18 protein-coding genes and 2 tRNA genes are annotated in these 19883 nt (G+C 63.1%); 4 read left to right on the forward strand and 16 right to left on the reverse strand.

The window, feature by feature from the left end; genetic code table 11:
- The first annotated feature begins 899 nt into the window (after positions 1–899).
- Positions 900–2963: a Hint domain-containing protein gene (locus FCT00_RS00895; protein ID WP_138421486.1), complete on the forward strand. Its 2064-nt coding sequence runs from the start codon at positions 900–902 to the stop codon at positions 2961–2963.
- Between the two features lie 247 nt (positions 2964–3210).
- A protein-coding gene (locus FCT00_RS00900; protein WP_235888909.1) for an IS5 family transposase occupies positions 3211–4168 on the forward strand; the annotation gives its coding sequence in 2 pieces (ribosomal slippage) (positions 3211–3549 and positions 3551–4168; 957 coding nt in all).
- Between the two features lie 298 nt (positions 4169–4466).
- On the opposite strand, the gene FCT00_RS00905 is transcribed toward FCT00_RS00900, so the two are convergent.
- From FCT00_RS00905 to FCT00_RS21370, 15 genes are all read right to left on the reverse strand, one after another.
- A tRNA-Phe gene (locus FCT00_RS00905) sits at positions 4467–4541 on the reverse strand.
- Between the two features lie 272 nt (positions 4542–4813).
- Entirely contained in the window at positions 4814–5008 is a 195-nt protein-coding gene (locus FCT00_RS00910; RefSeq protein WP_138421487.1) for a DNA gyrase inhibitor YacG, read from the reverse strand.
- 83 nt (positions 5009–5091) lie between these two features.
- The gene (locus FCT00_RS00915) at positions 5092–6117 is read right to left on the reverse strand and encodes a ribonuclease E/G (protein WP_138421488.1); all 1026 of its coding nucleotides are present in this window, start codon (positions 6115–6117) and stop codon (positions 5092–5094) included.
- On the reverse strand, positions 6114–6710 hold the full coding sequence (locus tag FCT00_RS00920; RefSeq protein ID WP_138421489.1) for a Maf family protein: 597 nt from the start codon (positions 6708–6710) through the stop codon (positions 6114–6116). The genes FCT00_RS00915 and FCT00_RS00920 overlap by 4 nt, the downstream gene beginning before the upstream one ends.
- Positions 6694–6912 carry a translation initiation factor IF-1 gene (gene infA / locus FCT00_RS00925; RefSeq protein ID WP_007205486.1) on the reverse strand — a complete coding sequence of 73 codons (219 nt, stop codon included), beginning with the start codon at positions 6910–6912 and terminating at the stop codon, positions 6694–6696. The genes FCT00_RS00920 and infA overlap by 17 nt, the downstream gene beginning before the upstream one ends.
- A 78-nt stretch (positions 6913–6990) precedes the next feature.
- A complete protein-coding gene (locus FCT00_RS00930) occupies positions 6991–7869 on the reverse strand; it encodes a carbon-nitrogen hydrolase family protein (RefSeq protein ID WP_235888910.1) in 879 nt (292 codons plus the stop codon).
- A 24-nt stretch (positions 7870–7893) separates the two neighbouring features.
- A complete protein-coding gene (locus tag FCT00_RS00935) occupies positions 7894–8481 on the reverse strand; it encodes a GNAT family N-acetyltransferase (protein WP_138421490.1) in 588 nt (195 codons plus the stop codon).
- The gene (locus tag FCT00_RS00940; protein ID WP_008334905.1) at positions 8481–8879 is read right to left on the reverse strand and encodes a nuclear transport factor 2 family protein; all 399 of its coding nucleotides are present in this window, start codon (positions 8877–8879) and stop codon (positions 8481–8483) included. Before FCT00_RS00940 ends, FCT00_RS00935 begins: the two co-directional genes overlap by 1 nt.
- A complete protein-coding gene (locus FCT00_RS00945; protein WP_008334904.1) occupies positions 8876–9319 on the reverse strand; it encodes a nuclear transport factor 2 family protein in 444 nt (147 codons plus the stop codon). Before FCT00_RS00945 ends, FCT00_RS00940 begins: the two co-directional genes overlap by 4 nt.
- A 1-nt stretch (position 9320) precedes the next feature.
- Positions 9321–9779 (reverse strand): arsenate-mycothiol transferase ArsC, encoded by a 459-nt coding sequence (locus FCT00_RS00950; RefSeq protein ID WP_138421491.1) that lies wholly within the window; start codon positions 9777–9779, stop codon positions 9321–9323.
- A 6-nt stretch (positions 9780–9785) separates the two neighbouring features.
- Entirely contained in the window at positions 9786–10262 is a 477-nt protein-coding gene (locus FCT00_RS00955; RefSeq protein WP_040885274.1) for a UPF0262 family protein, read from the reverse strand.
- Positions 10263–10334: 72 nt separating this feature from the next.
- Complete coding sequence (gene hisD, locus FCT00_RS00960) at positions 10335–11639, reverse strand: histidinol dehydrogenase (protein ID WP_138421492.1); 1305 nt, start codon at positions 11637–11639, stop codon at positions 10335–10337.
- Positions 11640–11643: 4 nt separating this feature from the next.
- Entirely contained in the window at positions 11644–12123 is a 480-nt protein-coding gene (locus tag FCT00_RS00965) for a DUF2948 family protein (RefSeq protein ID WP_008334896.1), read from the reverse strand.
- A complete protein-coding gene (murA, locus tag FCT00_RS00970; RefSeq protein ID WP_138421493.1) occupies positions 12120–13385 on the reverse strand; it encodes a UDP-N-acetylglucosamine 1-carboxyvinyltransferase in 1266 nt (421 codons plus the stop codon). Before murA ends, FCT00_RS00965 begins: the two co-directional genes overlap by 4 nt.
- A gap of 9 nt (positions 13386–13394) precedes the next feature.
- Positions 13395–13544 carry a hypothetical protein gene (locus FCT00_RS21370; protein ID WP_171042843.1) on the reverse strand — a complete coding sequence of 50 codons (150 nt, stop codon included), beginning with the start codon at positions 13542–13544 and terminating at the stop codon, positions 13395–13397.
- A gap of 86 nt (positions 13545–13630) precedes the next feature.
- Here FCT00_RS21370 and FCT00_RS00975 point away from each other — a divergent pair.
- A tRNA-Thr gene (locus FCT00_RS00975) sits at positions 13631–13705 on the forward strand.
- A 48-nt stretch (positions 13706–13753) separates the two neighbouring features.
- On the opposite strand, the gene FCT00_RS00980 is transcribed toward FCT00_RS00975, so the two are convergent.
- Positions 13754–18919 (reverse strand): coiled-coil domain-containing protein, encoded by a 5166-nt coding sequence (locus FCT00_RS00980; protein WP_138421494.1) that lies wholly within the window; start codon positions 18917–18919, stop codon positions 13754–13756.
- Between the two features lie 271 nt (positions 18920–19190).
- Between FCT00_RS00980 and FCT00_RS00985 the strand changes: the two genes are divergently transcribed.
- Positions 19191–19802, forward strand: coding sequence for an autoinducer binding domain-containing protein (locus tag FCT00_RS00985; protein ID WP_008334892.1), 612 nt, complete (start codon positions 19191–19193; stop codon positions 19800–19802).
- The last annotated feature ends 81 nt before the right edge of the window (positions 19803–19883 follow it).

The raw sequence follows: 19883 nt of genomic DNA on the forward strand, positions 1-19883 counted from the left end.
ACTAAAGCGACCGCGTCGGGAGGACGAGGTCCTGAAACATGAGCGCGACATCCCAAAAAAATAGGCGAGCTTATTATCCGCCATTGGTCCGAGGACAATGGACGAGCGCCTTCTTCGCGAAAGACCCAAGTCGATGATCTGAGCCTTCATCGAAGCGGAGAAGGCGAGCTTCCAGATTCTTCGAATGTGCCGTGCTCTGGGAAATAGCTAGAGCGGCTACTTCGTCGGACGCGGCCGACCGGCCTGCCAGCGTTGGTGGCAGGTTATGGACTACCTTGGGCATATCCTTACGGCCTCCGCTTTTTCGAACGGCACCTACGAAAACCCGCTGATGCACCGCGATCTCGTGGGCGACAGCCATGGGATTGGTTGGCTCTGCGCGGCCCCGTTGATACGGGAGAATGGCCTCGTGGCGCGACAAAAGCGTCTGTTCAAGCGGACCACGGACAGCGAACACGCTTGGTCCGTCGCACCCACCCTGTTCTCCTAGAGCTTTGAGACCGACCAGCCGGACCGGAAATGGGGCGCCAACATCATCAACATCTGGACGGCGCAGGGCTGGCTCTACCTCGCGATAGTGCTCGACCACTACTCGCGAGGGGTTATCTGATAACAACAAGCGATCGGCTGAAGCGCAGCCTCGCCATCGATGCTCGGAGACACGCCATTTCGAACCGCAATCACTTGCCGGAAATGCTCGATGATTCCGTTCGCGGATCCCAATAGCGCACCGTCGACCACCAGGCCGAGGTCCGAAACATAGCCATTTTGACCCACCTTTGCCGCGGTTCCGAGACGGACTACGTCAGCGAAGAGGGTGATTGGCCCCAATATCGCACCAATCAATACATAAAAAAGACACTGTTTCTGTGTTTTCTATTAGAGAAAGGGAGGCCAAAATGACGATCCACCTTTTTTCGGGATACATCGAAAGCGATCTTACCACCAAAACCGCAATCAATGCAGGCGACCAAATACGCGTGCCTGATGGCGATGTAACGCGGGCTTTTCAGGTTGTTGACGACGATGCAAACCTAGAAGGGGATACAATCTCGCCCTCCACTGCCGACGACCATACGCAGATAGGAAAGATATTCAAAGATGGTCAGCTCGAGTTTGAGGGCAATATTTACGTCGACGCGATTAACGTGGTCGAAGACGCATCTGGAAACAAATACACTCTTTACGAGATTGAGCTCGAAGGCACAGACAGGGACTACTACGCGTTTGCCAGTCCGCCTCCTCCCCCAGATACCGAGCTGACGGTCGTCTCTCACGATGATGCAAATGCAGATCGCATCCCATACGAACTGATTGCAGGGGATGATCAGTATTCCTCGACACGCACAACCGCCGAAACTGTCTCAGGTGGAGCAGGAAGCGATTCTATCACTACCGGATCTGGGTCTGATAGCATCAATACCGGCTCGGGAGCCGACACGATTGATTCAGGGGCTGGTGACGACAAGATCGACGGAGGAACAGGCAGTGATCTGATCCATGGTGGGTCCGGTGACGATTACCTTCTGGGAGGAGATGGTTCAGACGTAATCTACGGTGGGACAGGCGACGATACAATTCTGGGTGGAGCTGGTGACGACCACATTCACACCGGCCCTGGGGCAGATCAAGTGGATGGAGGGCAAGGCAGTGACTACGTATATCTCCATCACGAGGATGACGCACGTAGCAACACCTTGATTGATTCAGGGACAAATGCCACAGAAACGGACAGAATTATACTTGACGGAGGGACAGTCACATACCGCGTGCAAGGTGACTTCTCCGCATCGAGCGGTTTCGAAATCATTGACGGACGGAACGCTCGTGGTGAACAATTGGGAACACGAGACGACCGTGCGGACTTTGATTTCACCGACGTCACACTCATCGGCGTAGATGAAATCATCGGGACGGAAAACACAGACAAGATAATTGGTTCAGTCGGTCACGATACGATTAATGGTTTCAGTGGAAACGACCATCTCGATGGTGGTCGCGGAGATGACATAATTTATGGAGGTGCGGGAAACGATAGACTAACAGGAGGAGAAGGCAACGACGTTCTTACCGGGGGGCTCGGAAACGATGTATTTGAAGTATCCGAGGGAATTGACAGGATCACAGATTTTGGGAACGGAAATTCTGGGACTATTGGAGATGGAATCAGGGAGAACAACGATTTCATAGACCTTTCAAAGCACTATGACAGCCTCGGTGAACTTCGGGGAGACATCGCCGACGATGGATTACTTAACCAGTCCAACGCCTTTGATGATGAGGGGCGCGCTACCGATTATAGCGACAACAAATCTTTCGGCACCTCTAGTCTGAGGATGGAAAACACCGATAGAAACAGTTTCTCTTATGACAACACTGGCATCATATGCTTTTTGAAAGGCACGATGATTTCCACGCCGAAAGGTGAAACACCAGTCGAGAGACTACGGGTAGGTGATTTAGTTTCAACACTCGACAACGGGATGCAGCCAATTGCCTGGATCGGGTCGAGGGAGGTATCAAAGGAAGAAATGGCCGCACAAGATGAACTTCGTCCTGTCTTGATAAGTGAAGGTGTGTTTGGTGCGACGAGAAAACTCTTCGTATCACGACACCACGCATTGTTGATTCACCAGGATTTTCTAGCCAGCGCCGGTCACGTTTCCAAGCACGTTCGAGGCGTAAGAGTTGCACACGGAAAACGAAAAGCTGTTTATTTCCACATCATGCTATCTAAGCATGAAGTAATATTTTCTAATGGAGTTCCCAGCGAAAGCTTTTATCCGGTCATACAAGCAATGCGGATGCTCGAACCAAAGTGCCATGACCAACTCCTGCGTTCATTCCCAGACCTGAAGAAGGTGGAATGCGAAAAGGACATAGAGAAATGGTTCGGGCCTCGATGCCGTCCGATGGCGACCCAAAGGGAAATCCCGGGATTACACGCGGCAACGTCGCACTAAGATCAAGGTTCTTTCTTGCCACACATAGGGGCGCGAACAACAGATCGAAGGCTGGACGAGAGATTTTTCAATTCGCTGGCTCGTTCATACCCTATTGGCGCGCCATGGCCTTGGATCTTGACCCGGGCTCCTCCGTCTTCAAAAGGAGTATTATGCGATTGTCCCGCTTCTCAAGGAACGTCTGAAAAACCTGCCCGTTTCGGCCTGATGTGATAGGGTGTCGGCAACGCGATTAGGAGCGCTGCCGATGCCAAAGCAACTCGCTTTTCCCGGTCTGCGCGATGCGATGAAGAAGAAGGTGACGCGTCGCGAGCAGTTCCTGGCAGAGATGGAAGCGGTGGTTCCTTGGAGCCGATTGTTGGCGCTGATCGAACCGCATTATCCGAAGGCTGGGCCGAAGGGCGGGCGCCCGCCGATGCCGCTGGAAACGATGCTGCGGGTCTATTTCCTCCAGAATTGGTATGCGTTGCGCAATCCAATGGCGGAGGAGACGCTTTATGATAGCGACGCGATGCGCCGGTTAACCGGGATCGAACTGTGCGATGATCGCATCTCCGATGAGACCACCATCCTGAACTTCCGCCATGCTGCTCGATCAGCATGGGCTGACCGAGGCCATCTTCGCCGAGGTCAATGGCCACCTTGCCGGCAAAGGCATCACGCTGCGCTCCAGCACCTTGGTGGATGCGCCGATCATCGACGCGCCATCCTCTACCACGAACCAGGCCGGCAAGCGTGACCCGGAGATGACGAGCACGAAGAAGGGAAACGACTGGTGTTTTGGCATGAAGGCACATGTTGGCGCCGATGCCGACAGCGGCATCACCCACAGCCTGGAAACCTCGACTGCCAAGCTGCATGACAGCCAAGTGTGGGACGAATTACTACACGGCGATGAGGATACCGTTTGGGCCGATAAGGGCTACGTCAATACTGCACGGCGGGCCGCCTTCGAGGGACCCGGCAAGTTCTGGGGCGTGATGCGCAAGGCGCCCGCGGGTGGCCGGTTGCATCCCGTCGACGAGCAGATCAATCGGCTGATCGCCAAGGTTAGGGCCAAGGTCAAGCATCCGTTCCGCGTCATCAAACGCCAGTTCGGCTACACCCGGACCCGCTATCGCGGGCTCGCCAAGAACCGCGCCCAGTTGTTCACGCTGTTCGCGCTCGGCAACCTCTTCCAGGTGCGAAGACGTCTGATGGCCTGAGAACGAGTCTGTCCGAAGCAGGTCGAGACGCCAGGGAACCGAAAGAAAAGAACGGCGAAAACCACGATCAGCCGGCCAAAGCGTCGCTCTACTCGCTCACTCCGCTTACGCGACCTTATCCAAAACGTTGTTCAGACTTTCCTCAATAACTTGATCTCACCTGCTTTTAATTATCCGGCTGCCTCAAGATAATGGTCAGAAGGCGATCGGCAAGTCAGATTAAAACGCCGAAAGAGGCGTTTAAAAGAAATGGGCGAGTGACCGGCGGTGTTCGCCATAATCGCAAATGATCGTGAAGTGGTGCCCGGGGACAGAATCGAACTGCCGACACGAGGATTTTCAATCCACTGCTCTACCCCTGAGCTACCCGGGCACGGGTGAACGTCTTGCGTTCAGGTCGGCGTGTTCTAGTCGCGGTCCGGCGGCGTGTCCAGAGGGTTTGGGGCAAAATTTTCGGGGTTTTTGCGCAGGGCATCCTGCATGTGCTGCCGGCGTCGGTCGGGCGCTCTTCGCACGGTTTCCTCGCCGCGTTTGGCGTCTTCGCACCACGCAGGGTCAAGCACCCTGACGTCCGAGCCAATCGTGGGCCACCACACGACCGCCGCCTGTGTCACCCCGCAAGCTTCCGCACGCATCCGCCCGCGCTCAATGCGGGCGATCCGGGCGGTCCGAGATTTCCCTTTCGATCTCGTCCACGAGTTCCTCCAGATCCTCGGGGTCTTCGGAAGGGATGCGGTACGATCCGTTCAGCCACTTCCCCAGATCGACATCGGCGCAGCGTTTGGAACAGAACGGGCGGTAGGCTGGGTCGGTGTTTTTTGCGCAGATCGGGCAGGACATCAGGTCTCCACGGGGTTGGGTCGAGGTCGGCGCCCAACATGCAGAACGCGGGCGCCCATCGCAAGGTGCCCGACGCCCGATCCTCAGATCGTGACCGGCAGGCGATCCCGTTTGCGTTGCAGCTCGAAGTGCCCAAGCGGCGTCCACCCGGCCAGAACCGTCTCGGTCCCGTCACGTTTAAAGGCCGCGCGCAGAACCTGTTCAAAGGCCGCGCGATCCTTTTTCGGCATCGGGGCGAGGTCGAGGGTGATCTGGCCGCCAAGACCGCGCACCCGCAACAGGCGCGGCAGGTCGCGGGCGAGCGCGATATTGGCCTTTAGCCCGGCGGCAAGCGACGTGTCGCCGCCCGTGTTTACGTCCACGGCGACAAGGGCGCGGGTCGGTTCGATGAACGCATAGGCGCCGCCGGACAGGGGCTGACGGGCGGCGAGCGCCCGGTCGAGCAGATCGTGGATTCCGTGTTCTTCGAACGCGCCGGGCGCCTCGGCGAAAACGTCGGGCTCCGGCCAGTCGCGCCAGGCCGTCAGATGCGCGTCGGGGCCGTCGACCAGCAGTTCGGGTTGTTTGCCCTGCGCATCGCCAAGAACCGCCTCGGCCAACGTGCGCATTTCCGCGATGTCCTCGGCCACCGCGCCGTCATCGGCGCCTTCGGCGCTGGAGCGCACGATCAGGCCATGGGGCGAGCCCTCCATCACCGCGTCGGCGATGTCGAGAAGACGAACGCGCTCATCCTCGTCCCGCACTTGCCGCGACAGGTTGAGTCCGGGCGCATCCGGCGTGACGATGGCATAGCGTGACTTGAACAGAACCTTGGTGGCGACCGGGGGCGCCTTGCCCGCCTCGGCCCAGCCGGAGACCTGCACGAGCAGCGGCGTGCCGGGCGCCAAGCCCTTGGCCTGCCGCAGGAACCCGCGCGCGCCGCCGAGGTCGAGGAACATGCCCCCCTGCCCCTTCATGGGCCGTTCGCAGATGCCACGATAGATCGCACCCGGCGCGGGGCCGGTGTCTTCGGCTGGGTCGATCAGGAAATCTTCGAGCACGCCATCGACCACATGCGCGGCGGCCCTGCGCCCGCCGATCTCGTCCAGCGCGATCACCGATCCCTTCATGCCCAGCCTCCATAGACGGGATAGCCCGCGGCATTGAGAAGCGCGGCGGTTTCAGCGACCGGGAGGCCCATGACACCCGTATAACTGCCCTGAATCCACGGCACGAAAGCGCCGGCCGGGCCTTGGATGGCATAGGCACCCGCCTTGCCCTGCCAGTCGCCCGACGCGAGGTAGGCGTTCACCTCTTCGTTCGATAGCCGCTTCATCTTGACGACCGTGACCACCTCGCGCTCCAGCACGCGCGCGGGCGTGCGCACCGCGACGCAGGTGATGACGGTATGACGACGCCCGGACAAAAGGTGCAGGAATTGCGCCGCCTCCCCCGCATCTTCCGGCTTGCCCATGATGCGGCGGCCCAGCGCGACGGTGGTGTCGGCGCAAAGCGCGATCTCGCCCTTGGCCACGACCATCGCCTCGGCCTTTGCCCGCGTGACGCGGCGGCAGTAGGCGCGCGGTTCCTCGCCCTTCAAGGGCGTTTCGTCGATGTAGGGGGGCCTCACCTCGTCCGCTTTGATGCCCAGCGTGCCGATCAGTTCAGCACGCCGTGGCGATCCGGACCCGAGGATGAGGCGGGGCTTACTTGAAGCGGTAATTGATCCGACCCTTCGTCAGATCATAGGGGGTCATCTCGACCTGAACCTTGTCGCCTGCGAGGACGCGGATGCGGTTCTTGCGCATCTTGCCTGCCGTATGCGCGATGATTTCATGGCCGTTCTCCAGCTCGACCCGAAACGTCGCATTCGGCAGGAGCTCCTTCACGACACCGGGAAATTCGAGCAGTTCTTCCTTGGCCATGTTCACTCCGTATTTGGTCACCCGCCATGTCGCGGGTGCCCTTAAATGGTCCCAAACGCCCAAATTATCAAGAGCGATTCAGCGCATATCCACAACGGATATGCGCGGTAGGGCAACGCTGTCGCCGCCGAACTGTTCCGGCCAATGTGCGCGGCCCTGAACCCCGCCACCTTCGCGGATACGCCTCAGATGCGCAAGATCGAGCGTCGCGCGGGTCCAGCCGGGCTGGTTCATCACGCCCCGTGCGACCACGCCATCATCGGGAAAGCCAAGGTCTGGCGGCGCGTAAACCCCTGCGGTACCTGCGTTTTCGTCAAGAACGACGGACCAGTGCGACACGCCTTGGGTGGGCGATTGCACGGCGAAACACTGCGCCTCGAGCGCACGGGCCTGCGCGCCGATCCGCACCCGGTGGAACCCGGCCGGTGTTTCGGTTTGCGACGGCACCAGAAGCAGATCGAGCCCGGCTTCGGCCATGGCGCGAGTGGCAAAGGGAAATTCGGCGTCATAACAGATCTGGACACCGATCCGGCCCAGAGACGTCTCCATCAACACCGGCGCGGCCCCCGGCCGCATGTCCATCGGGTCGCGTTCCCACGGCGTCATGACCTGCTTGTCATGCGCCTGCCGTTCGCCGTTCGGAGTGAAAAACATCGCGCAGTTGACGTAGCCCTGCGGCTCACGCACCGGACCGGACGGGGCGAGGATGTGGGCACCGTATGTCGCGGCAAGGTGGGCCCAATGATCCCATGCCCGCGGCAGCGCATCCGCCACCGCCGCCATCTGGTCCGAAAGTCCTTCGGCCCGCGTCAGATGGGCAAGCTCCATCGCGCCGTATTCGGGAAAGACGAGCAGATCGGCTTGGGCGTCGGCGACCCAGCCTTCGACCGCATCCTCCCACGCGGACCAGCTTTCTGGCGCGCCTGCGGGATAGGTCGCGGCGGCCACCCTCACCATGCCCCCGCCCTCGCCTGTCCCGGCTCAGAGTTCACGGAGCCAGACCTGAAGCGGCTTCTCATCCACTTCTCCTTTTCCAACATCACGCCACGAAAATCGGGCGAAGGCACCTTCCAGCTTGTCGTATCCCCGCCTTCGCCAGAAACCGTCGAGCGGTCGGTACGCCGCCGGGCGGGCCGGGTGATCGTCCGGTCGCACCACCGCGCAGAAGGCACAGTAACGCGCCCCCAAGGCGCGTGCATGTGCTTCGCGCAGGTCGAAGAACGCGTGCCCGGCCCCCCGCCCCCGATACGCCGGGCGCAGGACCGACTCGGCGCAATAGAACACCTCGTCGATGTCGATGTCGTGACCTTGGAACGCGTCCGCGAATTCCTCGGCATGGTCCGACAGGGGCGACCCCGTCGCGGCACCGACCAGCAGGTCGCCGTCGAAGGCCCCGACGACAATCGCCTCGGCGCTGTCCCGATAGGCTGCGAGGTAGCCCCGTTCATACTCCAGATCGCCGTCGTAGAGGTAAGGCCACTCCCGAAACACCTCGATCCTGAGCCGTGCCACATCGTCGAGCCGCGCGATCAGATCCGGCCCGGTCAGCGGCGCGAACCGCAGGGGCATCAGACCGCGCTCATGAAATCGACGAAGGAGATGATGAAGCGGAGCCGGGTCAGTTTCCCGTTGTCCCATGTCCCGAACACGGCGACCGGAACCTCGGCCACCTGCCCGGTGGCTTCGGGAAGCCCGTGGATGGTTTCGAGATAGGTCAGCCGCGCCACGGCGAGCGTCGAGCTTTCGTTGCCTTCGACGACGTGCTGCCAGCTCAGGAACCTGTAGTCGTAGTGCTTGTCGAAATAGGCGATGACCGCATCGGCCCCGGTCTTGCCGCGCAGCTCCCCCAACGGGCCGATCTGGATCAGCGTGTCGTGGCCGATATATCTCAGCACGTTCTCCCAGTCGCGGTAGTTGACCGCGGTGAACATGATGTCGTCGATGGCGAGGATGTCGTCTTCGGTCATCCCGCGCCCTCCTGCCCTGCGAAATCCGGGTCGGGATCGGCCGTGAACACCCGCATCCAGTCGTCGATCGACAGGATCATCTGGGTGCGAAAGAACAGCCCGTCGCGAAACGTGATGAACGAACCGACCGGCACGATCGTGCTTTGGCCCCGCGCTTCGGGAAAGCCCGCCTTGGTCGTGCGATAGGTCAGTTTCAGGCGCGTCTCGACCGCCGCCTTGTCGCCCATGACGATGGTGCGATAGTCGCGCATGTCGAGGTCGTAGTTCTCGCGGTAATGGGCGAACAGCGCCGCGATGCCATCGGGGCCATAGTGCCACTCGGTCGCGCCGGACCGGATCGCGGAGTCCTTGTGCCCGAGCGCGCGCAGCGTGTCCCAGTCGGCCACGTCGATCGCATGCCAGGCCTTCGCGATAACGTCTCGTGCTGCTTGCGGGTCCATCTCAACCTTCCTGCGGCGGGCCGAACCGCGAAATCATACGATCCCGAATCTGGTCGCGTGCCTGCCGGTAGGCAACCAGTTTTTCGTCCCGCATCGTTCCTAATCCCGTGGGGTCCATGACCGGCCAGTATTCGACGTCGAGGTGGTGGAACCGGGTCAGGTCCAGCACCTTGCGCTGGCTCGCCGGACTGAGCGCGATGATGAGGTCATAGGACGACAGGTCGTCGCCCCACTCCTGCATCTCGTCGAAACTCCGCGACCGGTGGTTCGACAACGGCACCCCGATCTCTTCGCAGACGGCGACGGAAAACCCGTCGACATCCAATTCGCTCTTCACCCCGGCGGACTGCACATAGACGTGGTCGCCGTAGTATTTCTTCATCATCCCCTCGGCCATCGGGGAGCGGACCGCGTTGTGGTCGCAGCAGAAAAGCACGGATTGAGGAAGGCTGGCCGGCACGGTCCCTCAGCCCCAGTGCAGGACGCAGATGAGGGTGAAAAGCCGGCGCGCGGTATCGATGTCGAGTTCGGCCTTGCCCTCCAGCCGTTCCATCAACACCCGCGCACCTTCGTTGTGGATGCCGCGCCGCGCCATGTCGATGGCTTCGATCTGTCCGGGGGGCAGTTTCTTGACCGCATCGAAATAGCTTTCGCAGATCTGGAAGTAATCCTTCACCACCTGCCGGAACGGGCCGAGGGACAGGTGGATCTCACCCGCCTCTTCCCCGCCTTCGGTCGCGACCGACACCACGAGGCGCTTTTCCTTGATCGCGAGGCCGAGTTCATACGGGCCTTCGGGCACCGTCTGCCCCTCGCGCCCCAGCGGGGTGAAGCTGTTGTCTTCCAACAGGTCGAACACCGCGACCTTGCGTTCCTGTTCGATAGCCGGGGTCGGCGCGGCCAACCCGGTGTCGTCGATGTCGATCTTGCTGATGCGGTTCATCCGTCCCATCCCGTCTTTGGGTCAGGGATAGCGGAACCGGGTGGACCGCACAATCGCGATGGGACTGGGAGTCTAGCCTTGGTTCAGCCGGTCGAGCCGCGCCCGCACCGACAGCCCATGTGCCTCGAGGCTTTCCGATTTCGCCAGCGTCTCGGCCGCCGGCCCGATGGCTTTGAGCGCGGCGGGCGTCATTCTGGACAGGGTCGTGCGCTTCATGAAATCGAGCACCGACAGACCGGACGAAAACCGTGCGGAACGTGCGGTCGGCAGAACGTGGTTCGGACCGCCGACATAATCCCCGATGGCCTCGGGCGTGTACTGGCCAAGGAAGATCGCGCCCGCATGGGTGATCTTGTCCGACAGCGCCTCGGGGTCGGCCACGCACAATTCCAGGTGCTCGGGCGCGATCCGGTCGCTCAGTCTCGCCGCCTCGTCCATGTCGCGCACGGTGATGACCGCGCCGAAGTCGCGCCAGCTTGCACCTGCGATGTCGCGGCGTTCGAGCGTTTCGAGCCGCTTGTCAACGGCCTCCGCCACGGCCCGACCGAAACCGGCGTCGTCGGTGATGAGGATCGACTGCGCGCTCTCGTCGTGTTCGGCCTGGCTCATCAGGTCGAGGGCGAGGAAGTCGGGGGCGTTGTCTTTGTCGGCGATCACGAGAATTTCCGACGGCCCCGCGATCATGTCGATGCCCACCTTGCCGAAGACCCGGCGTTTGGCGGCGGCGACGAAGGCGTTGCCCGGCCCGGTGATCTTGTCGACCGGCGCGATCGTCTCGGTCCCGTAAGCCAGCGCGGCAATCGCCTGCGCCCCGCCGATGCGATAGACCTCGTCCACGCCCGCGACCTTGCAGGCCATCATGACCAGCGGATTGATGACCCCGTCCGGCGTCGGCACCGTGACGACGAGCCGCCCAACCCCGGCCACCTTGGCGGGCACGGCGTTCATCAGAACGCTCGACGGATAGGAGGCGAGGCCACCGGGCACGTAAAGACCGGCGGCGGACACGGCGGTCCAGCGCCAGCCCAGCGTGGCGCCCTCCGGGTCGGTCCACTGCGCATCCTCGGGCACCTGCCGCGCGTGGTAGGCGCGGATGCGTTCGGCGGCGGTTTCCAGCGCCTGCCGTTCGGCCTCGGACACCTTGGCGCATTCCGCCTCGATCTCGTCCTCGGAGACACGCATGGTCGTGGCGGTCAGGTCGAGACGGTCGAATTTCGAGGTGAGGTCCAGCACCGCCGCATCGCCGCGCGCGCGCACGTCGGCGATGATGCCTGCCACCGTGTCGTCCACATCCGGGCTATCCTCACGCTTGGCCGAGAGCAGCGCGGTGAAAGCGGTCTCGAAATCCGCGTCGGAGGTGTTCAGGAAAACCGGCATCGGGTCACTCCGGGTGGTCAGGCGTCTTGCGGCTGGGGGCGACGTAGGGACGGGTCACATCCTGAAGTTTCGCGTCGATGGTCTCGACGTCGAGCGCGATGGCCCCGTCACCCGCGAGGGTCAGGACGATGCGCCCGGTGCCGTCTTCACCCGGCTCGAACGAGATGGACAAAAGTGACATTACCGTATCCGGATCGCCCTTTTCGACGCCCTGAGATTGCACTTTCAGAACATCGCCAAAGACAAGCACCGATTGAACCCGCTCGACGGCCCGCCCGCGTTTCGCTGCGGCTTCGGCATCTTCCCAGCGGAACCGGTTGAGGAGCAGCGCGAACTCCCGCGCCCGCACCCGCCACGCCATTTCGTTGGCGGGAAAGACCGCGTCCTGCGTCAACGCCGAGACGATCTGAAGATCGTCCGCGTCCAGCGCCATCAGACGGAGCGGCTTTTCGCCCCCGTCCTCGAACCGTGCGTCTTCGCTCATGCCTTCACCCGCTCTATCTGTGCGCCCACGCCGCGCAGCTTGCGCACCACATGCTCATAGCCGCGGTCGAGGTGATAGACGCGGCTCACCACCGTTTCCCCCTCGGCGGCGAGACCCGCGAGGATCAAGGACACGCTCGCGCGCAGGTCGGTCGCCATCACCGGCGCGCCGCGCAGCTTGTCCACGCCCGTCACGCGGGCGCGGCCCCCGTGCACCTCGATCTCGGCCCCCATGCGCGTCAGCTCCGGCGCGTGCATGAAGCGGTTCTCGAAAATCGTTTCGTTCAACTCGCTGGTGCCGTCTGCCGTGCACAGCATCGCCATGAACTGCGCCTGAAGGTCGGTCGGGAAACCGGGGAACGGTTCGGTCGTCACATCGACCGCTTTGAGCCGCCCGTTCTTGCGGCTGACCTTGAGCCCGCGTTCGGTTTCCTCGACGGCAACCCCTGCTTCGTCCAGCTTCTCGACGAATGCCGCGACGAGGTCCAGCTTACCGCCAAGGCATTCCACCTCGCCACCCGCAATCGCCGGGGCGAGCATATAGGTGCCCAATTCGATCCGGTCCGCGACCACCTGATGCGTGGCGCCGTGCAGGCGATCGACGCCTTGAATTTCGATCCGGCTCGTCCCCTCACCCTCGATCTGCGCCCCCATGGCACGCAGACATTTCACGAGGTCCACGATCTCGGGCTCGCGCGCGGCGTTGGTCAGAACCGTGGTGCCCTTGGCCAGAGTGGCGGCCATGACGATGTTCTCGGTCGCGCCGACGCTGGCGAATTTCAGCGGGATCTCGGCGCCCTTCAGCCCGTTCGGGGCCTTTGCGTAAAGGTAACCGTCACGCAGGTCGATCTCGGCCCCGAGCTTTTCCAGCCCGAAGGTGTGCAGGTCCATTGGACGCGCCCCGATGGCGCAGCCACCGGGCAGCGACACCTCGGCATGACCGAACCGCGCGATGAGCGGCCCGAGCACGAGGTTCGAAGCCCGCATCTTGCGCACGATGTCGTAATCGGCGCGGGTCGAAGTGAGGTCATGCGACGACATCGCCAGCACCTGACCATCCTGAAGCCCGGTCGCCTCGGCCCCCAGCGATTGCAGGAGCGTGGTCATCGTCTTGATGTCCGACAGCCGCGGCGCATTGGTCAGCGTCAGCGGGTCTTCGGACAGAAGTGTCGCGGGCATCAGCGCGAGGCAGGCGTTCTTGGCCCCGGCGATCGGGATTTCACCCGAGAGCGGCCCGCCGCCCGTAACTACGATGCTGTCCATGCCTGTCCTCTATTCGTCCGTGTTTTCATCTGACCCGCCGTCGCGCGCGCGGGCCTGTGCCTTGCGCCGCGCCATGTTCGCCTTGAGCGCGGCCTTGAGGCGATCTTCGCGCTCCTGCGCGGCCTTCTCCTTGGGCGAAAGGTCGGGTTTCCTGCTCATGCCGCCCTCCTTAACGCAGCCGGAAAAAACCGTCCAGATTGCGCTTGCACCAATGGCGAATTGCGTCTAATCACCCGCCACGGTTCGCCGCAGTAGCTCAGTGGTAGAGCGCACCCTTGGTAAGGGTGAGGTCGGGAGTTCAATCCTCCCCTGCGGCACCATCTCTCCGACAGCGTGATTTTCGGGAAACCTTCGGGTGGCCGTATGGACTAGTCTCCGAAGGACAAGCCCAGACCGATACCGCCGATGGATAGCCCGCCGGGGCGGGCGCCGCCCGTCTCGAGCTCCTGCTCGGTGGGCGCGCGCGGCTGTTCGAAGCCCAGCCCGATCCCGATCTGGACCTGCGGTCGCGGCGTGCCCTGTGGTGTGCCCTGCGGCGTCGACTGGCCGGGGGTCGATGAGGTGACGTTCTGGGCAGGCGGGCGCGGCGTGGCCGTGCGCGGCGGGTTCTCGACCTCCATCTCGATACAGGCGGACTGATCCGTCGCGCTCGCCGGGGATGGGTTCGTGCCGAACATCAGGCGATAGACCGCCTCCAGATCGCCGGGATCGACCTCCTGCCCCGACGCCTCGCCCAGCGCGACGATCGCGGCGCGGGTGCGCGGACCCATCAGGCCGTCGGCGACACCGGGGTTCAGCCCACGGGCGGCGAGGCCGACCTGAATGAGTTGCAGAAGTTTGCGGGGATCGACGGCGAATTCGACCCGGATGCAGTTTTCGGACCCCGGCGCCACGTAGCCGGGCAAGCGCACCGGGATCGACAGACCGACCTTTTCGCCCGCACCGATTTCGCCCTCGTGCAGGCAGATGGAATTGGCCCCGGCCGCAGGCGAACAATGCCAGCCGTCGAACAGGGCCCCGTTGGCGCCCGCATCGACACGCCCGGTTTCAGACAGGAACAGGGGCCCGCGATAGGGGCCGTCCGATTGGTTGGTGACACCGAGCGTAAAGGTGCAAGCCCCCCCGGCGCGGCATCCGGCATCCTGCAATTTGTCGAGCAGCACATCGGGCACCATGCCAGCGGTTTCGCTGCCGCCACATTGACGTTCGCATTCGGCCAGTGCCGCGCGCAGACGGGCTTCGTCGGCCTGAAGACGTTCGAGCGCGGCCTTGGCCTCGTTCAGCGCATCTTCGGCCTCCTGCAACGCCATGAACAGGTCATCCGCCTCGAACGACAGGTCCGCCGCACGGTCGAGGTTCGCATCCAGCGCGGCCTGCTGGGCCGAGGCATCCCGCCCGGACCTTTCAAGCCGCGCCTTTTCGACGGCGGCTTGCGTGAACGCCTCTTCCGCCGCGTCGATGGCCGCCTGAACGCGGTCGTCGGCGGCCTTGATCCGGTCGTATTCCGATTGCGCGCGCTCCAGACGTTCTTCTGCCCCGATGCGCGACCCGATCACGTCGTTCAAGGTCGCCACGATCTGTGCACAGGGCTCGCAGTCGGTGCGCGCGAACCGCGGATCGGGTTCAGGCGCAGTCGCGGTTTCCTCCGGGGTCGCGCCCGGATCGCAATTTCGCTCACATTCCGCCAGTTGCCCCTTCAGCGCCGCAACCTGCCGCGCCAGATCGGCGACGCGGTCTTCGGCCTTCTCCAGATCGAAGCCGGCGAATTCCAGATCGGTTTCGAGGATCGAGATTTCGTCGTCGATGAAAAGCTTGTCCGCTTCGTCGCCATCCCCGTCGCGCACGGCTTCTTTCTCGGCGATCTCGTCGCGGATCCCGGCCATGCGATCGCGGATTTCCTGCGCCGCGCGCTCAGCCCCGATATGCGTCCCGACGGCATCGTTGACCATCGAGGCCAGTGTCAGGCACCGTTCGCAGTCGGTGGTGACGAAGGGATTGGGCGCTTCATCCCCCATGGCCGTTTCGTCAGGGTCGTTGCAGGTCCGCTCACATTCCGCCAATTGCGCCTTGAGGTCGGCCTCCTGCTGAACGAGCCGGGCGATCTCGGCCTCGAGCGCGGCGATGTCGGCGTCCATCTGTTCCAGCTTGCCGGGTGTGTCCTCTTCCTCGAACAACAGCGGGAGGAGTTCGTCGCCGAGCGCCTCGCCCTCGTCGAAGAGCGGTTCGTATTCCTCCATGTCGGACGCGTTCAGGCGTGCCTGACGGTTGTCGTGCAGCTTGGCGCGAAGCTCGGCGATCTTGGCCTGACGCTCCTCCGACGCCGCAGCTTCCGCCGCGCGCGCCGCGCGCGCGTCCTCCAGCCGCCGCTCGGCCCCGATGCGCGACCCGACCGCGTCGTTCACCATCGAGGCGAGGACCAAGCACTTTTCGCAATCCGTGTTGACGAAAGGTGTCTCGGGCAAGGCCGTCTCGGTCCCCTCTTCAGGCGGCTGGCACTGTTGCTCACACTCGGCCAGTTGCGCGCGAAGCCCGGGTTCCTGCGCCTCGTACATCGCAATCTGCGCCTTCAGCCCCGCGATCTTCTGGACCAGCGCCTCGATGGCGAAGGCGTTGTCGCGCACCGCATTGCGTGCATCCATGACATCGCCTTCCGCGTCGAGACTGTCGAAGGCAAGATCACGGGCCTGATCCGCATTGGCCGGGTCGATCAGAGCGTCGTTGATCGCGTCGAGCGCCTCACGCGCGTCGCCCACGGCGCTTTCCAGCGTGGCCGTCTGCCCCCTGAGCCGTTCAAGCTCGGCCTCGCCCTCGGCCACCTGCCGCTTGAGCGAGATCTGGCTGCCGATCACGTCGTTGAGCATACTGGCAAGGGTCTGACACGGCGGGCAATCGGTCGCCACGAAGGGCGACTCGTCCAAGGCGATGTCTTCGTCCGGGGGCTGGCACTGCTTTTCGCATTCGGCCAGTTCGGCCTTGAGGTTCGTGATGAGCACATGCAGATCGTCCACGCGCCTTTGCGCCGCATCGACCGCATCACGCGCCGCCTGCGCCGCCTCGTCCTCGCCCCCCTGTTCGGTTTCGAGGTCCGATTTCTCACGGTCGAGTGCGGTCATCGCGTCGTCGGCTGCGCGGAACTCCGCCTCGCGTCCCGGCTTTTCGTAGGTGGTGAGCCAAATCTCGGACAGGCCGTTCAGGGCCTCGTCGATTTCGGCCAGCCGGTCGCGCCGCGCCTTGGCCTGCTCGACCAGATCGGCCTCGGCCTTTTTCGCCGCCGCGAGGTCGCGCTGCGCCCCGATCAGCGAACCGACCGCATCATTGACGCGCGAGGCGAGGACGAGGCAGGGCTCGCAATCGGTGGTGACGAAGGGATCTTGACCCGCAAGGAAAATATCCTCTTCCGGTTCGTCCGGGTCGGCGCAGTTGCGTTCGCAATCGGCCAGACGATTGGACAGGGTCAGGATTTCACCTTCGATCTGGCTATAGCGCGTCTGCATACGGGCAAGCACCTGCCGCTTTCCCCGGATCAGGTCTTCGAGACCCGTGATCTCGTCCTGAAGCGCCCGTTCCCGGTCGATGACCGCATCCAGAGCGACGAGCGCGGCGGCCCGTGCCGCGTCGCCCTCGGCGCCGTGATATTCCATACCGCGTTCGCCAAGTTCACGGCCCGCGGCTTCCAGTTCGGCCTGCTTCGCGGTCAGGGTTTCGCCAAGGCGGGTCAGTTCCGCCGCCGTCGCCTGTATGCGCCCCGCCAGTACGTAGCGGTCCAGAAGCTTGGCGTTGATCTGGTCTACGATGGGCTGACAGGACAGGCAGTCGGTCGCCACATAGGTGAAGGGCCGCGGGATCGGATAGGCCGGGTCGGTCAGGGGCGGTGTCAGGCTGATGCGCGGCTCGCCGTTCTCAGGCTGACACTTGTTGTATTCGCAGATGTCGAGCGCGGCCTGCTGTTCCTCGATCAGCCGCGAAAGCGCCTCGTGCCGGGCCATGAGCACCGCGAGGTCGGCTTCGTACTGCGGTATTTCCTGCTCGGCGGCGAGCACGTCTTGCAGAAGCTGCGTCTGCTCGTTCTCGATATCCCAAAGCTCGGACAACACGCGTGAGACATCCGCATTCGCGTCCAACCCGATCCTGAGCGCCTCGCCCATCTGGCGCTCTTCGGCCCGAAGCTCATCCAGCCGCGCGTCCTTGCGTTCGATCTCGGCGCGGCGGGACTTGATGAGCCAGACCACCGACTGGATATCCCCGGCCACGCTTCGCCGCTCCACCAGCGACTTTATCAGCGCATCCGCAAGCGGCTGACACTCCCAGCACTTCGCGACGAGCGGGTCGATATTGTCCTGCATCGGGTAATTCGGGTCGGTGAACGGGTCGTCCGCCGGGTCGGGCGGCGGCGGCGGGCAGTTCTTTTCGCAGTCCTCCAACGCCTTCTGCGCCGCTTCGAGCAGCGCCGTATGCGCGTGGTAATTCGCGATGGCCTGCAGAAGACCGCGAAACTGGGTCTGGATCGTCTGGGCCAGCCCCGCCATGTCGCCCTGCAACTGGGCCCGCCGCGCCGCGATCTGTCGCAGCATGTCAGCCGTTTCGCGCTGGTCCACTTCGTCGAGGATGAAGTCGATGGGGTCCGAGCCTTCGGGCGGCTCCGCCCCTTTGAACCATTCGGCCATGTTGCGATAGAGCGTGCGCTCCTGCGCATCCAGTGCCGCGAGTTCCCGTGTCACACGCTCCAGCGTGCGCTGGTTGTTGACCATGCTGTCATAGGTGGTCGAGGCGTCGACCGCGAAGCTGCGCCGGTGCGAACGGATCTGGTTCACGCGCTCGGACAGGGGCAGGCATTCGGCACAGGCCGCGACGATGCCCACGAAATTCTCGGGCTGCGGCACCTGGCTCGCGTCGATCAGGGCCGGGTCTTCGGGTGGCGGCGGTGGCGGATCGCGCTCGTCCAGATCAAGTTCGGAAATCTCGCACTGGGTCTCGCACCGGAACATGGCCCGCTCGGCGGCCAATGCCGCGCCCATCGCTTCGACGGTGACGATGCGTTGGGCCTCCAGCGCGTCGAAGGCGGCCTGAAGCTCGGCCCGCACGCCGGGCAGCGCATCCTTGGCATCGTAATAAGGGTCGATGGCTGCGATGGCGCGCCGCGCCGCTTCTTCGGTCGGGACGTAGTCGTCACGCAGATAGGCATCCTCCGCCCGCATTTCGTCCCAGAAGGCATCGGCGTCGGCCAGCGCCTGTTCCAGCCGCTTCACCTCATCCCGTTGCCGGACGAACCGGTCGGCGGCCTGCCGCACCTCTTCGGCCAGCCGGTCGTATTCCGCGCGCTGCGCATCGTATCTATCGACGGCGGCATGGAACGCGGTCTGTTCAGCCCTGCACTTGGGGCAGATGGTCCCGTATTTGTCGATGGTGCGGAACGTATCGGCGCGGATCGGAGCGCCGGCCAGCCCGGCGTCGGTTTGCGCGGTCGCGGGCGGCAAGGCGACGACGAAGAGCCACAACGCGAAGACGACGACCAGTTTCCCGACAGTCCGGATCATGCCTCGCCCCGCGTCCGCTTGGGGCTGCGCCTATGTCCTACGATCATCCCACGATCGACGTCCTTTCGTTACGTCAATCATAACGGCGTCTGCCGATTCGATGGGAGTCTTCACTCACCCGCGGGCCGAGACCGGGCTAAATCTTCGCATTTCGCACAAGGCCGCGATGCTTTTCCCGCTAGGCGTGTCCGCACCCGGTCAATTCGCCAAAACTGTCTAGCAAGATCAATTATGAGTTGTGCGTCCCGCTCACTCGTTTCTAATTTCAGTCATGGGGCGGAATCAGATCATAGACGATTTGCTGAGCGAACTGGGGGGCGTGGCGCCCGCCGGATACTTTCTGGCGCTGCACATTCGGTTCGCCGCCCCCCTCATGATGTTCCAGACCTATAACCCGGCCTGGACCGATCATTACACCCGCAACGCCTATGCCCTGCGCGACCCGATGGTGGCCTGGGGCATCTCGCGCAGCGGCGCGACGCGGTGGAGCGACATCGACCTGCCCGACCCGTTCGGGATCATGGCCGAGGCCGCGAGCTTCGGCCTTGTCTACGGCGTTTGCGTGTCCTGCGGGCCGATGACATCGCGCACCGTCGCAGGCGTCGCGCGGGGCGATCGGGAATTCAACGAAGAAGAGATGTCGGCGGTCACAGGCTGTGTCCTGCGATTGCACCACGAAACCCAACCCCCAGACCACCTGACGAAGGCCGAGAAACAGGCGCTTCTGGTCATTGCCTCCGGGGATCGCTACGCCGCCGGGGCCGCACGGCTCGGCATATCCGAGAGCGCCTTCAAGGCGCGCCTCTCGGCGGCGCGGCGCAAGCTATTCGCCAGAACCACGGCAGAAGCCCTTCAGCGTGCCAAGGATTACCGGCTGATCTGAAGGGCCACATCGCTGCGTCGAGAACGGGGCCTGCCCTGGGCTGGCGGATATCTGCAATCAACACCTGACAAGGAGGCTCCT

It is taken from the genome of Maritimibacter alexandrii (assembly GCF_005871115.1).
In the GTDB taxonomy this organism is placed as follows: Bacteria; Pseudomonadota; Alphaproteobacteria; order Rhodobacterales; family Rhodobacteraceae; genus Maritimibacter; species Maritimibacter alkaliphilus.